The 13,087-nt window shown below is 73.0% G+C and carries 12 protein-coding genes; 7 read left to right on the top strand and 5 right to left on the bottom strand.

What is annotated here, in order from left to right:
* Positions 1-152: 152 nt before the first annotated feature.
* Positions 153-584 (top strand): membrane protein insertion efficiency factor YidD, encoded by a 432-nt coding sequence (gene yidD, locus ACIPPS_RS12605; RefSeq protein ID WP_401430197.1) that lies wholly within the window; start codon positions 153-155, stop codon positions 582-584.
* A gap of 55 nt (positions 585-639) precedes the next feature.
* Complete coding sequence (locus ACIPPS_RS12600; protein ID WP_401430195.1) at positions 640-2,784, top strand: SpoIIE family protein phosphatase; 2,145 nt, start codon at positions 640-642, stop codon at positions 2,782-2,784.
* Between the two features lie 25 nt (positions 2,785-2,809).
* On the opposite strand, the gene ACIPPS_RS12595 is transcribed toward ACIPPS_RS12600, so the two are convergent.
* Positions 2,810-3,316, bottom strand: a complete 507-nt coding sequence (locus ACIPPS_RS12595; protein WP_401430193.1) for a MarR family winged helix-turn-helix transcriptional regulator — start codon at positions 3,314-3,316, stop codon at positions 2,810-2,812.
* Positions 3,317-3,458: 142 nt separating this feature from the next.
* On the opposite strand from ACIPPS_RS12595, the gene ACIPPS_RS12590 reads away from it, so the two are divergent.
* Complete coding sequence (locus tag ACIPPS_RS12590; protein ID WP_401430191.1) at positions 3,459-4,952, top strand: MFS transporter; 1,494 nt, start codon at positions 3,459-3,461, stop codon at positions 4,950-4,952.
* Positions 4,953-5,100: 148 nt separating this feature from the next.
* The gene (locus ACIPPS_RS12585) at positions 5,101-5,868 is read left to right on the top strand and encodes an NPP1 family protein (RefSeq protein ID WP_401430189.1); all 768 of its coding nucleotides are present in this window, start codon (positions 5,101-5,103) and stop codon (positions 5,866-5,868) included.
* A 113-nt stretch (positions 5,869-5,981) separates the two neighbouring features.
* Here the strand turns inward: ACIPPS_RS12585 and ACIPPS_RS12580 are convergent, their stop codons facing one another.
* Together ACIPPS_RS12580 and ACIPPS_RS12575 are read right to left on the bottom strand one after the other, a co-directional pair.
* Positions 5,982-6,200, bottom strand: a complete 219-nt coding sequence (locus ACIPPS_RS12580; RefSeq protein WP_401430187.1) for a DUF6296 family protein — start codon at positions 6,198-6,200, stop codon at positions 5,982-5,984.
* Positions 6,201-6,279: 79 nt separating this feature from the next.
* Positions 6,280-7,221: an oxidoreductase gene (locus ACIPPS_RS12575; RefSeq protein ID WP_401430185.1), complete on the bottom strand. Its 942-nt coding sequence runs from the start codon at positions 7,219-7,221 to the stop codon at positions 6,280-6,282.
* A 103-nt stretch (positions 7,222-7,324) separates the two neighbouring features.
* On the opposite strand from ACIPPS_RS12575, the gene ACIPPS_RS12570 reads away from it, so the two are divergent.
* Positions 7,325-7,930, top strand: coding sequence for a TetR family transcriptional regulator (locus ACIPPS_RS12570; protein ID WP_401431376.1), 606 nt, complete (start codon positions 7,325-7,327; stop codon positions 7,928-7,930).
* Here the strand turns inward: ACIPPS_RS12570 and ACIPPS_RS12565 are convergent.
* Both ACIPPS_RS12565 and ACIPPS_RS12560 read right to left on the bottom strand, forming a co-directional pair.
* On the bottom strand, positions 7,912-8,541 hold the full coding sequence (locus ACIPPS_RS12565) for a TetR/AcrR family transcriptional regulator (RefSeq protein WP_401430183.1): 630 nt from the start codon (positions 8,539-8,541) through the stop codon (positions 7,912-7,914). The genes ACIPPS_RS12570 and ACIPPS_RS12565 overlap by 19 nt on opposite strands.
* Before the next feature lie 91 nt (positions 8,542-8,632).
* The gene (locus ACIPPS_RS12560) at positions 8,633-10,705 is read right to left on the bottom strand and encodes a discoidin domain-containing protein (RefSeq protein WP_401430181.1); all 2,073 of its coding nucleotides are present in this window, start codon (positions 10,703-10,705) and stop codon (positions 8,633-8,635) included.
* A gap of 342 nt (positions 10,706-11,047) precedes the next feature.
* Between ACIPPS_RS12560 and ACIPPS_RS12555 the strand changes: the two genes are divergently transcribed.
* Positions 11,048-12,271 (top strand): cytochrome P450, encoded by a 1,224-nt coding sequence (locus tag ACIPPS_RS12555; protein ID WP_401430179.1) that lies wholly within the window; start codon positions 11,048-11,050, stop codon positions 12,269-12,271.
* Positions 12,272-12,392: 121 nt separating this feature from the next.
* The gene (locus ACIPPS_RS12550) at positions 12,393-13,016 is read left to right on the top strand and encodes a TOPRIM nucleotidyl transferase/hydrolase domain-containing protein (RefSeq protein ID WP_401430177.1); all 624 of its coding nucleotides are present in this window, start codon (positions 12,393-12,395) and stop codon (positions 13,014-13,016) included.
* Positions 13,017-13,087: the final 71 nt, after the last annotated feature.

The following is a 13,087-nucleotide window of genomic DNA, read 5'->3' as shown; positions in this document are numbered from 1 at the left end:
CGGGCGGCCCGCCCCGACAGGGACGGGCCGCCCTCGGCCCCCGCCTCCCGACAGGGACGGGCCCGCCTCGGCCCCCGCCTCCCGACAGGGACGGGCCGCCCTCGGCGCCGCCGCACCGCACGTAGGATCGGATGATCACGAAGGGGGGCGGTGTGAGGTCAGCGAAGAAGTTCGCGCGACCGGGTCGGCGGCGACGGCGCGAGGACGGTGAGGACGGCTGCTGCGCGGGCGCGCTCGATCAGTGCTCCGCGTGCGGCATGTACTGCCCCCAGATGGCGCTCGTGGCGCTCCCGGCGCTGTTCGTGTCCCTGCTGCGGCCCGCGCCCGGCCGGAGCACCGCACCCGACGCGCCCTCGGGGCGGGTGGCCGGCGCGCTGTACGCCGCCGTCCAGTACTACCGGGCCGAGATCAGCCCGACCCGGCCGCCGTGCTGCCCGTACACGCCGAGCTGTTCCACCTACGCCGTCAAGGCCCTCAGCCGCCACGGCGCGCTGCGCGGCGCTCGGCTGACGGCGGCCCGCCTCCTGCGCTGCCGTCCGGGCGCGGCCCGGCGCCGGGGCTTCACCGACCCGGTCCCGCACTGACCCGCTCGGAGCGCCCGTCGGCGCGATAATGGGGCTGCGACGCTGGAGGTGCCTGGTGACCAGCACGGTCGGTACGGCCCGGGGCGCCGGAGGAGTGGACACCGCGCTGCTGGAGACGGTCCGCCGCACCGGCGCCTCCATCGGCGCCGTCTATCTCCTCTCTCCCGACGCCCAAGTGCTGCGCCTCGACGCGCTCTGCGGGGTCCCGGCCGAGTTCGCCGCCCCCTGGGCGCGGGTGCCGCTGGTGGCACCCGCCCCGGTCGCCGACGCGGTGCGGGAGGACCGGCTGATCTGGGTGGGCAGCCAGGACGAGATGGCCCGCTCGTACCCACGGACCGCGATGGCCCTCCCGTACCCGCTCGCCCTCGCCGCCGCGCCCATCACCGGCGTCGGACGCTGGGGCACGCTGCTCCTGATGTGGCCCGCCGCCCGCCCGCCGCTGCTGACCCGCCGCGAACACGGATACGTCTTCTCCTGCTGCCGCCGGATCGCCCGCCTCATGGAGGACGCCACCGCGTCCGGCCACCCCCACGCCCCGGGAGAGGCCCCGCGCGAGGTGCCGCTCGAACGCGGCCTGCGGTCGCCGAGCGCGGCCGGCGCGGCCGCCGACTTCGCCGAACGGCTGCCCGGCGGCAGCTGCGCCCTCGACCTGGAGGGCCGCCTGACCTACCTCAGCGCGGGGGGCGCCGAGCTCCTCGGCGGCGACGCCGCCGACCTGCTGGGAACGCTGCCGTGGCAGTCCCTGCCCTGGCTCGACGACCCCACCTACGAGGACCGCTACCGCGCCGCGGTGATCAGCCGTGAGCCCGTCTCCTTCACCGCCTGCCGCCCGCCGGGCCGGTGGCTGGACTTCCACCTCTACCCCGACGGCGGCGGTGTCAGCGTCCGCATCGTCCCCACCGACGCGCGGCCCCCGCCCGTCCCCGCACCGGGACACGCCCCGAGCTCCGGGCCCCCGGCCCGCGCCGGCCGGCTCTACCACCTGATGCACCTCGCCGCGGGCCTCACCGAGGTCGTCGGCGTCCAGGACGTCGTCGACCTGGTCGCCGACCAGATCATGCCCGCGTTCGGGGCCCAGGGACTGGTCCTCTCCTCGGTCGACTCCGGCCGGCTGCGGATCACCGGCCACCGCGGCTACCCCGCCGAGACGATCGAGCGGCTCGACGGCCTGCCCGTCGACACCACCCTCACCCCGGCCGGACAGGCGCTCGCCAGCGGGATCCCGTCGTTCCTCGCCGATCCCGAGGAGATGCGGCGCATCTACCCCGAGGCCCACCCGATCAGCGGCAAGCAGGCCTGGGCCTTCCTGCCGCTGATCATCTCCGGCAGGCCCGTCGGCTGCTGCGTCCTGTCGTACGACCGTCCCCACACGTTCGCCTCCGACGAGCGGGCGGTCCTCACCTCGCTCGCCGGACTCGTCGCCCAGGCCCTGGACCGGGCGCGTCTCTACGACGTCAAGCACCAGCTCGCCCACGGCCTCCAACAGGCTCTCCTGCCGCACAGCCTTCCCACCGTCAGCGGCTTCGACGTCGCCGCCCGCTACCTTCCCGCCACCCGCGGCATGGAGATCGGCGGCGACTTCTACGACCTGATCCGGCTGGGGGAGACGGCGGCCGCGGCCGTCATCGGCGACGTCCAGGGCCACAACGTGGCCGCCGCAGCGCTCATGGGCCAGGTCCGTACGGCGGTCCACGCCCACGCCACCCTCGGCGCGCCGCCGGACCGGGTGCTCTCGGCGGTCAACACCCTGCTGGCCGACCTCGACCCGGGCCTGTTCACCAGCTGTCTGTACGCCCACGCCGACTTCGCCCGCCGGCGCCTGAGCCTGGCAGGCGCCGGTCACCCGCCGCCCCTGGTGCGCCATCCTGACGGACGCGTCGAGGTCCTCGACGTCCAGCCGGGCCCGCTCCTCGGCATCGACCCGGACGCCGCCTACCCCGTCACCGAGATCCCGCTCGTCGCCGGGCAGACGTTCCTGCTCTACACGGACGGACTGGTCGAGACTCCGGGGACCGACATCGACGACTCCCTCGCCGAACTCGCCGGGCACCTCGCCGCGACGGACGAACGGGACCTGGACGCACTCATCGACATCCTGCTGGCCCGGGTACGCCCGGCGTCCCGGCGCACGGACGACATCGCTCTCCTCGTGCTCCGGTGCCCGGACGCCGAACCGGGCGGAGCCCCGGCCGGGCGGTGAGCGGTCACCCCGCGCGGATCGTCCGTCAGTCGCGTACGGCCGCTCGGGCCTCGTGGGCCTGGGTCGTCTCCGTTTCCTGGGGGCGCGGCCAGGGGCGGCCCTCCAGGCGCTCGATGTCGCTGTTGAAGCGCCGGAGGTACGTGGCGAAGTCGGCCACCTCCTCGGCCGTCCACTTCTCCATCACCCGTTCCAGGCCGTGGACGTTGGCCGACCGGTCCGCGTCGAGCCGGCGCCGCCCCTCCGAGGTGATGCTGAACTTCCGGGCGATCCCGCCGTCCGGGTCCGGGATCCGTTCGACGACCCCGGCCTTGAGCATCGCGGCGGTCTGCCGGTTGAGGGTGGACGTGTCGAGGCCGAAGGCGTCGCTCAGTTGCCCGATGGAGAGCGGCCCGTCGATCTCGATCCGGCTGAGCAGCACATAGGCGCTCCGGTCGAGCCGCCCTGTGCTGCCGCGCGCACGGGGGTCGAACAGATGCGAGTGCCGCCCGACGAGCATGGCCTCGAACTCGATCAGGTGCGTGGGCTTTTCCATGGCGCCATCCTCCCAACCCGCGTCGCGCCCGGTCACACGCGACCAGGCATATGCATGGTACAGGAGCTGTGTATCCTGCACTAGGTATGCATCATGCATGTCGCCTCGTCGCGTTCCGCGCGTTGCCCCTAGGGAGAACCACGTGTCCAGCTCCAAGACCGACGCCCGCCCCCGCGGCGTCGTCGGTGTCCTCGCCTTCGCGGGCATCGTGGCCGCGCTCACCCAGACCCTGGTGGTGCCCCTCCTCGGCGACCTGCCCAGGCTCTTCGACACCTCCGCCTCCAACGCCTCCTGGGTGGTCACCGCCACCCTCCTGTCGGCGGCGGTGGCCACGCCGGTCGCCGGACGACTGGGCGACATGTACGGCAAGCGGCGCATGCTGCTCGTCTCCCTCGCGCCGCTCGTGATCGGCTCGGTCGTCTGCGCGCTGTCCTCGTCCGTCGTCCCGATGATCGTCGGCCGAGGCCTCCAGGGTCTGGGCATGGGCGTGGTCCCGCTCGGCATCAGCCTGCTGCGCGACGTCCTGCCGATGGAGCGGCTCGGCGCGTCCATCGCCCTGATCAGCGCCTCGATGGGCGTCGGCGGCGCGCTCGGCCTGCCGTTCTCCGCCGCCGTCGCCGAGAACGCCAGCTGGCGCGTGCTGTTCTGGGTGGTCGCCGCCCTGGCCGCCACGGTCGGCGTGCTCGTCCGGCTGCTCGTGCCCGCGGGCCGTTCCGCGTCCGCGGCCGGCCGCTTCGACGTGCCCGGCGCGCTCGGTCTGGGCGTCGCGCTGGTCTGTCTGCTGCTCGGTGTGTCCACGGGCTCCGACTGGGGCTGGGGGAGCGGTACGACCCTCGGCCTGCTCACCGCCTCCGTGGCCGCGCTGCTGGCCTGGGGCTGGTGGGAACTGCGCACCCCCGAGCCGCTGGTGGACCTCCGCGTCACCGCCCGCCCGCTGGTCCTCATGACCAACGCGGCGTCCGTCCTCGTCGGCTTCGCGATGTACGCGCAGTCGCTGGTCGTGCCCCAGCTCCTCCAGCTCCCCGAGGCCACCGGCTACGGCCTCGGCCAGTCCATGCTCGCCATGGGGCTCTGGATGGCCCCGGCCGGACTCATGATGATGGTCCTCGCCCCGCTCGGCGCCAAGCTCACCGCCGCCCGCGGCCCCAAGATCACCCTCGGCGTCGGCAGCCTGATCATCGCCGTCGGTTACGCCTGCGCCCTGCCGCTCATGGGCTCGACCGTCGGGCTGCTCGTCGTGACCCTCATCTGCAACACCGGCGTGGGGCTCGCGTACGGCGCCATGCCCGCCCTCATCATGGGCGCGGTACCCAGGTCGGAGACGGCGTCGGCCAACAGCTTCAACACCCTGATGCGTTCGATCGGCAGCTCGGTCTCCGCCGCCGTGATGGGCGTGGTCCTCGCCCAGATGACCACGGACTTCGCCGGTCATCTCCTGCCCTCCGAGGACGCCTTCCGGGTCGCCCTGGTCATCGGCAGCGGTGTGGGGCTCGCGGCGGCGGTCGTCGCCTTCCTCATCCCGGCCCGGCCGGTGGTCGAGGGTGAAGGGGCCGAGGGCGAAGGGGCCGAGGGCGCCGACGGGGGCGCCGACGAGGCCGCCGCCCCGCCGCACCTGCCGAGTGCGGCGAAGGCCTGACGGACCGGCGACCGCCACCCTTCACCGCGCCGTCATCGGCCGGTCCTCCTCGCGACAGCGGGGTTCGAGAGAACTGATCTGGGCATGCCAATCGCGCACCACCCCTCATTCCTCGCGCCCCGCACGGCGGTCCCTCAGGAGGACGCAGTTGAAGACGAGTTCGTGGATCCGCAGGGTAACGGTCACCCTCGGCAGCAGTGTCGCGCTGGTCGTGGCGGTCTCGGGCAGCGCGTTCGCGGCGCCGCCCCCGCCGCTGCCGGCCAACGCCGACGCACTGGAGCAGACGTTCCAGCCCGCGTTCGACTACGACACGGACGGCTGTTACTCCTCGGCGGCCATCGGCCCCGACGGCACGATCAACCCGGGCCTGAACCCGACCGGTGCCCTCAACGGCTCGTGCCGGGACGCCTGGGACCTGGGCAACACCAACGGCTACTCCCGCGCCACGTGCAACAACGGCTGGTGCGCGGTGCTCTACGGCCTCTACTTCGAGAAGGACCAGGCGATACCCGGCATCAGTCTCGGCGGCCACCGCCACGACTGGGAGCACGTCGTGGTCTGGATCCAGAACAACGAGGCCAAGTACGTCTCGACCTCGGCGCACGGCGACTTCAACACCTACGGCCGTGACCAGATCCGCTGGGACGGGACGCACCCCAAGGTCGTCTACCACAAGGACGGCGTGAGCACGCACTGCTTCCGCCCGGCCAACGCCAACGACGAGCCGCCGGAGAACCACCGGGGCACCTGGCAGTACCCGGCCCTCGTCGGCTGGAACGGCTACCCGGCCGGGGTGCGCGACAAGCTCGTACGGACGGACTTCGGCAGTGCCCACTTCGGCCTGAAGGACGGCAGCTTCGCCCCCCACCTCGCCGAGGCGAAGCCCGCCGGCATCCCGTTCGACCCGTACGCCTGACCCCGCCCTGCCCCGCCCGTCCCGGCGCCCGGCGCGCCGGGGCGGGCAGCGGCCGGCAGGGGCGGGCGGGCCGGTGCGTCCTGGGCGGGAGCGCCCGCGCGTGCCGGCCCGGATCAGTCCAACGGGGCCGCGCGTACGGGCCCGTCGTGGCTCTGGTGCCCACCGCTCGCGACCATCCGCACATGGCCCTCCTCGTCGATCTCGGCCTGCACGATGCCCGTCTCGTCGGAGTACACCGGATGGCCCCCGGCCCCCTGGCGGTCCGTGCGGGTGACGACGATGGAGTCGCCCGACACCGGGAAGGTCAGCTCATAGCGTTCGGCATGGCGCATGCGCCTGTTTATACCGACTCCTGGCCGCGAACCGGTCGCTCGCCGGGCATCCGCGCCCGGACCGGCCCAAGGAAACCGATCATTCGGCGGCGCGCACGCCGATGTCGTACCGCACCTCGGTCAGCTCCTCCGACACCTCCCACAGCCGCCGGCCGGTCTCGGCGTCCGTCGCCGCCGGGGAGAGGCGCACGAGGGCCGGCCCGCCCCGCAGCTCGCCCGCCCCGCCCGGACCGTAGAACTGCCCGCCCCGCACGCCGGGCGCCGTCGCCGCGTACAGCTGCGGCAGCGCGCCGCGCTCCGGCGACTGGGCGAGCGGCTTGAGCACATGGCCGAACAGCAGGCGCACCAGGGGCACCGGCGTGCCCGCCGGCAGGTTGGTGGCGGCGTAGCCGGGGTGGGCGAGGAGGCTGCGGACCGGGCTGCCGGCCGCGCTCAGTCGCCGGTGCAGCTCCTGCCCGAACACGGCGTTGGCCAGCTTCGACCGGGCGTAGAAGGGCATGGGCGCGTAACCCCGCTCGCCCCGGAGGTCGTCGAAGCGCAGCCGGCCCTTGCGGTGCTTGAGCGAACTCACGGTGACCACCCGAGGGTCGTCCCCGGCCGTCAGCCGGTCGAGCAGCAGTCCCGTCAGCGCGAAGTGCCCGAGATGGTTGGCTGCGAACTGGAGTTCGTGACCCTGGGCGCTCAGCGTCCGGGGCGGTGCCATCACCCCCGCGTTGTTGACGAGCAGGTCCAGGCGCGGGTGCTCCGCGCGCAGGCCGTGGGCGAAGGCGCGCACCGAGTCGAGATCGGCCAGGTCCAGGAGGCGTACGTCGAGCCGGGATCCGGGACGGCGGGCCGTGATCTCCGCGGCCGCCCGCCGGCCCTTGGCCTCGTCGCGCACCGCCATGACCACGTGCGCGCCCCGGCGGGCGAGCGCCCGCGTGGTCGCCAGGCCGAGACCGCTGTTGGCGCCCGTGACGACGCACACCCGTCCCGTCAGGTCGGGAATCCGTTCCGTGCTCCACTGCTGAGTATCCGTCATGCGGCACACGCTGCCGCCTGTGGCACCAAGTGTCAAGATGCGCCTCTGTGTCATGGAAGGCATGAGGTGTACGGTGGGCGCCGTGAGCAGCTCGCGAACCGACATGACCCTGGCCCAGCGCAAACGGCAGTTCGTCTCGAACGAGTTGACCGAGGCGGCGCTGCAACTCCTCGCGGTGAAGGGCTTCGACGCGGTGACCGTCGACGAGATCGTCGCCGCCGCCGGAGTGTCCAAGCGCACGTTCTTCCGCTACTTCGCCTCCAAGGAGGACGTCGTCGTCCAGTTCCTCGCCGACATGGGCACCGGGATCCGCGACGAACTGGCCGCCCGCCCCGCCGACGAACCGCCCTCGGAGGCGCTGCGCCACGCCATGGCCGTCCCCCTGGAGGCCTGCACCGACCACCCGGACCACACCGAGCGGGCCCTGCGCGTGGTGCGGCTGATCCTGGGCACGCCCGCGCTCCACGCCCGCTTCCTGGAACGCCGGCTGCGCTGGAGCGACGACCTCGCGGCGGAGCTGACGCGCCGGCTACGGCTCGACGCCACCGATCTGTACCCGCGTCTCGCCGCCGGCGTGGCGCTCACCGCCTTCGACGTCACCCTCCAGCGGTGGAGCGCCGGAGACGGCACCGACGACCCGACCGCACTCGTCGAGCGGGCCTTCGCCCTGCTCGCCCCGGCCCTCGACGGTCACGTCCGCCCGGTGTGACCCGGCCCCCCGGGGCCGTCCCCGACGAGCGCGGCGACCTGGTCGGTGACCAGGTCCAGGAGCGCGCCCGAGGACGCCTCGTCGTGGCCCACGACGAGGAGGTTCAGGGTCAGGCCGTCCGTGACCGCCGCCAGATAGCGGGCCAGGACGGGCACCGGGACCCGGATGTCGAGGAGCATGCTCGCGTCGAGCTCCTCGATGAGCTCGCGGTAGATCTCCGCGTACCGCTCGTGCTGACGCCTGGCCAGCGGTTCGAACCCGGGCGTGCGCAGCGCGTACTGGGTGAGTTCGTACGTCAGCATGTGCTCGCCCGGGCGGACGCGCACATGCTCCCAGTACGCCTCGAAGCCGGCCCGGATCGTCTCCCGGAACGTGTCGCGCGGCCGCAGCGCCTTCTTCACGGTCCCGACGTAGTGGTCCGTGATCGCCGTGATCACGGACTCCAGCAGGGCCTGCTTGGAGTCGAAGCAGTAGTGGAAGACGCTCAGCGACACGCCCGCCTCGGCTGCGATGGACCGCGTCGTCGTCCTCGCCACGCCGTCCCGCGTCATGGCCCGGATCGCCGCCTCGGTCAGCTGGCGACGCCGTTCGGCGAGCGGCATACGCGACATGCGGGGGTTCCCTTCGTACGTACGGGGTGGGGCGACCGGACCGGCCGCCCCACCCCACCCATGGACTCCGGACCGGAGCCCCGGATCTCCGTCAGCCGCTGTAGACACCGACCTCCCGGAGGGACCACCCCCACTCCGTGCCGCGCGTGACGCCGTACACCCGGAGGTAGCGCGCGGTCGTCCCGGCGAACTGGGCGGTGTCCAGACCGCCGTCACCGGTCGTGGTGGACCAGGCGGTACGCCACGTGGCGCCGTCGTGCGAGAGCTCGACGCGGTACGCCTTCCCGTACGCCCGCTCCCAGTCGAGCGTCACCCGCTTGACCAGTCGCGGCTCCCCGAGGTCGATCCGGAGCCACTGGTCGTTCCGCCACTCGCTCGCCCACCGGGTCCCCGGGTCGCCGTCGACGGCCCGGTCGGCCGAGAACGTCGTGAACGGGTTCCACCATTCCGTGGTGGAGGCCGAGGCCGGGGCCCGCGCTGCCAGGTTCACGCCCGCGCGGTGCCGCTCGGAGGCGCCCCAGGTGTCGAGGTACGACTCGGCGCCCCGGAACAGGTCGTCCACCACGCCCTGACCGCCGACCAGCCGGATGTCCTCGATCCAGTCCGGCACCAGCCCGTTGTGCGCCGTGCCGTCGGTGTTGAGGTCCCAGCTCCGTTGCCCGGTCGTCTGCCGGTCGATCACCGAGCCGCCGTCGGTGCTGCGGAACGGGTACGTCACCGCCTTGGGCGCGTCCGCGCCCCGGGGCCCCGGCCAGCCGCCGACGCCGTTCATGTCGGTGCCGTAGCCGTACCCCACGTCGTACTTCTCGCGCAACGCGTCGGTCCGCGCCGCCTCCGCGCTGAAACCCTCGGAGCCGTGCATGTACTGGGCGATGAAGCCACCGAGGCCATAGACGCGCTCGGTCCAGTTCAGGTCCATCCAGCTGTGCGAGGAGAGGACGCCCGGGTACGAGGCCGACTCCAGGATGTCCAGCGCCCGGCCCGTGGCCTTGACGCTCATGTGGTCGATCTCCAGCATCATCTTGCGTTGCATCATGCCGCGCACCGCGTACTCGCCCAGCTCCGTGAGCCCCCGGGTGTTGCACCGGGCGTCACTCCCGTACGACGGCACCGCCACGCCCGCCGGCAGCTGTTTCTCGGCCTGCGGCGCCGCCGCGAGCCCGATCGGGTTGTCGGCCTGCGGGCCGGCGCACTTCTCTGTCTTCCAGAAGGTGCCGGTCGACAGGAACTGGCCGACGTTGATCGCCGTCCCGAGCGCGCCCCCGTCGAACCGGACCCCGCACAGGGCGTTGTCGAACTTGTGGCAGAGGAACATGCTCCGCACGCCGAGCTGGTGGAGCTCGTCGAGCCCCCGGTCGATGTCGGCCCGGGAACACTGGGCGACGTCGAGGATCTGCTTGCAGCCGAAGGGCTCGGAGGTCTCCACGCCGAGGACGACCGCCAGCTTGCCCTGCTCGACGACCGTGCGGGCCTGCGCGGAGTCGGTGACGATCCGGAACCAGCCCTTGCCCGGGCCGCCGAACATCGTGTCGATGTAGTCCTGCATCTCGTACGTCTTGCGGGCCTGCAGCCGGATCGAGGTCATCTCGTCGCAGCCGCGGTCCTTGAAGAAGTAGACGGAGCAGATGACCCCGTTGGTGACGAGGTCGTTGACCAGCACCCGTTGACCACCGCGCCAGGCCCGCTCCACCCAGGCGTAGTAGTTCTGCTGGTGCGTGAGCGAGTCGTGGGCGGGCCAGTCCTCGAACGTCGGCCAGCCGTCCGGGTCGTGCCTGCCGTCGCCGCCCTTGGTGATGAAGTCGAAGACGGCCAGCGAACCGTCGGGGTAGTGCTCGGGGCAGTCCTTGAGCGCGTCGGCCACCCCCTTCTCCGAGAAGGTCTGCCCGCAGATGAGGCGCCCGCCGAAGGCCTCGTTGGACATCAGGTGGTTGTGCGCGTCGACGAACCCGCGCACCTCGCCCCGGGCGTTCGTGCCCTTGAACGGCTCGCCCGTGACGTTGATCTGCGCGTCGGGCGCGGGGCGGGCGACGGGGTTCCACCAGGAGGCGTCGGCGGCGGAACCGGGGGCGGGACCGAGCAGCAGGGCCAGGGTGGCGAGCAGCAGCGCCAGCACGGCCAGCGGCCCGCGCCTGCCGGACGTACGGCTGAGCGTGGGGGTTCTCATGGACATCACTCACGTCTTCGGTCGAAGGACGGATGGTCGTAGGGCGTGAGAGGCGGCGTACGAGGGGGCTCGGAAGGGGCGTACGCGAGGGCTCGGGAGAGGGCGTACGAGGGGGGCTCGGGAAGCGGCTGGAGACGGGGATTGTCATGCTCCGTACGAAACGCGTGGTTGAGGATCCCGGTCGGCGCGAACGGAGTCAAGGGTCCGGGACGGATGACCTGAAGGACGGCGTCTCCACCGGATCAGGCCACGACGTCCACATCCTGACCTACCGTCAGAACTCGCCGCCCGCCAGTCTGGAGACGGCTCCCGCCCTAGGGGGTGTCTTCGAAAGGACCCGCTGTGAACAGGCCGAACCCGCCGATCGTGCTCGATCCCACCGGCGCCGACCACCACGCCGAACACCGGCTGCTGCGCGCCCACGGAGCCGCCGTCCTCGTGGACGTCCTCGGGGTGCCGGCATGGTCGGTCACCGACCCGCTGCTGCTCAGGAAGCTCCTGACAGGACCGGACGTCTCCAAGGACGCCCGCCGCCACTGGCCGGCGTACGACGCGTCCGTCGCCGCGTGGCCGCTCGCGCTGTGGGTCGCCGTGAACAACATGTTCACCGCCTACGGCGCCGACCACGCCCGCCTCCGCCGCCTGGTCGCCCCCGCGTTCAGCGCCCGCCGCGTCGCCGCCCTGCGCCCCGTCGTCGAGTCCCTGGTGACCGGGCTCCTCGACGACCTGGCGGCCGAGCCGCCCGGCGAGATCGTCGACCTGCGCGAACGCCTCGCCCACCCGCTGCCCATCGCCCTGATCGGCCACATGATGGGCGTCCCGACGTCGCGGCGCGAGGGCTTCCGTTCGCTCGTGGACGGCGTCTTCGACACCACCCTCACCTCGGACCAGGCCACGGCCAACGCCGTACGTCTCTACGGCCTCCTCGACGACCTGATCGCCGCCAGACGCGCCGAGCCCGGCGACGACATGACCTCCCTCCTCATCGCCACCCGCGACGAGGACGGCTCCACCCTGACCGAGGCCGAACTGCGCGACACGCTCCTGCTGGTCATCAGCGCCGGGTACGAGACGACCGTGAACGTCATCGACCAGGCGGTCACCTCCCTCCTCACCCACCCCGACCAGCTCGCCCACCTCCGCGCCGGCCGCTCCGACTGGCACGACGTCGTGGAGGAGACCCTCCGCCACGAGCCGGCCGTCAAACACCTCCCGCTCCGCTACGCCCTCACCGACATCCCGCTCCCCGACGGCAGGACCATCGCCCGCGGCGACGCGATCCTCGCCTCCTACGCGGCCGCCAACCGCCACCCCGACTGGCACGGCCCGACGGCCGACACCTTCGACATCACCCGCCCCACCAAGGACCACCTGGCCTTCGGTCACGGCATCCACTTCTGCCTGGGCGCCCCGCTCGCCCGCCTGGAGGTGGCCACCACCCTCGAACAGCTCTTCACCCGCTTCCCCCGCCTCACCCTGGCGGTCGACCCACGGGACCTCCGCCCCCTCCCGTCGCTGATCAGCAACGGCCACCAGGCCCTCCCGGTCCTCCTGCGCGCGCGGTAGCGCGGCCCGCGTGCGCGCCGGCCTCGGCAGGTGCGGTGGCAGCACGGGGCGGGGAGGGGGCGGGGAGGGGGCGGCGGATAATCCCGTGCCCTCCCCGCCGGGGGCGGGCAGACTCGGGCTCATGGTGGAGATGCTGTCGTTCCGGGACGCGGTCGGAGACTGGGCGAGCGGCGGTCCCGGCGGGCCCGCCGGGGAGCTGGCCGGGCGGCTCGGGGTGCGGACCGCGGTGCTGCTCGAAGGGCTGAGCGATCTCGCGGCCGTCGAGGCACTGGCCGAACGCCGGGGCCGCGACCTGGCCGCCGAAGGGGTCTGCGTCGTGCCGATGGGCGGGGCGATGAGCGTCGGCCGCTACGCCGCGATCCTCGGGCCCACGGGCCTCGGCCTGCGCCTGGCAGGCCTGTGCGACGAGGGCGAACGGAGCTTCTTCGACCGCGCTCTGGAACGCGTCGGCGCACCACGGCGGGACGTCTTCGTCTGCGCGGCCGACCTGGAGGACGAGCTCATCCGCGCGCTCGGCACGGCGACGGTCGAGGAGGTGGTCGGCGCCGAGGGCGACCTCCGTGCCTGGCAGACCTTCCTGCACCAGCCGGCCCACCACGGCCGCCCCCGGCACGGGCAGCTGCGCCGCTTCCTCGGCACCAGGAAGGGGCGCAAGATCCGCTACGGCCGCCTCCTCGTCGAAGCCCTCGAACCCGACCGGGTACCGGCGCCCCTCGACGCCCTCCTGGCGAGCCTGTCACGTTAATGAGTTGACCCGTCGCAGCCGTGCGGGCAGCCTCGGCCACGACCTGTACGCACGCTTGCCGTGGACCGCCC

This window comes from Streptomyces sp. NPDC090127 (assembly GCF_044746945.1).
Lineage (GTDB): Bacteria > Actinomycetota > Actinomycetes > Streptomycetales > Streptomycetaceae > Streptomyces.
This window is presented reverse-complemented; position numbering and strand designations above follow the sequence as displayed.

Coding starts and splice junctions, on each gene's coding strand:
- ACIPPS_RS12595 (WP_401430193.1), bottom strand. CDS start 3,316: ATGGAAAAGCCCACGCACCTGATCGAGTTCGAGGCCATGCTCGTCGGG.
- ACIPPS_RS12580 (WP_401430187.1), bottom strand. CDS start 6,200: ATGCGCCATGCCGAACGCTATGAGCTGACCTTCCCGGTGTCGGGCGAC.
- ACIPPS_RS12575 (WP_401430185.1), bottom strand. CDS start 7,221: ATGACGGATACTCAGCAGTGGAGCACGGAACGGATTCCCGACCTGACG.
- ACIPPS_RS12570 (WP_401431376.1), top strand. CDS start 7,325: ATGACCCTGGCCCAGCGCAAACGGCAGTTCGTCTCGAACGAGTTGACC.
- ACIPPS_RS12565 (WP_401430183.1), bottom strand. CDS start 8,541: ATGTCGCGTATGCCGCTCGCCGAACGGCGTCGCCAGCTGACCGAGGCG.
- ACIPPS_RS12560 (WP_401430181.1), bottom strand. CDS start 10,705: ATGAGAACCCCCACGCTCAGCCGTACGTCCGGCAGGCGCGGGCCGCTG.
- ACIPPS_RS12550 (WP_401430177.1), top strand. CDS start 12,393: ATGGTGGAGATGCTGTCGTTCCGGGACGCGGTCGGAGACTGGGCGAGC.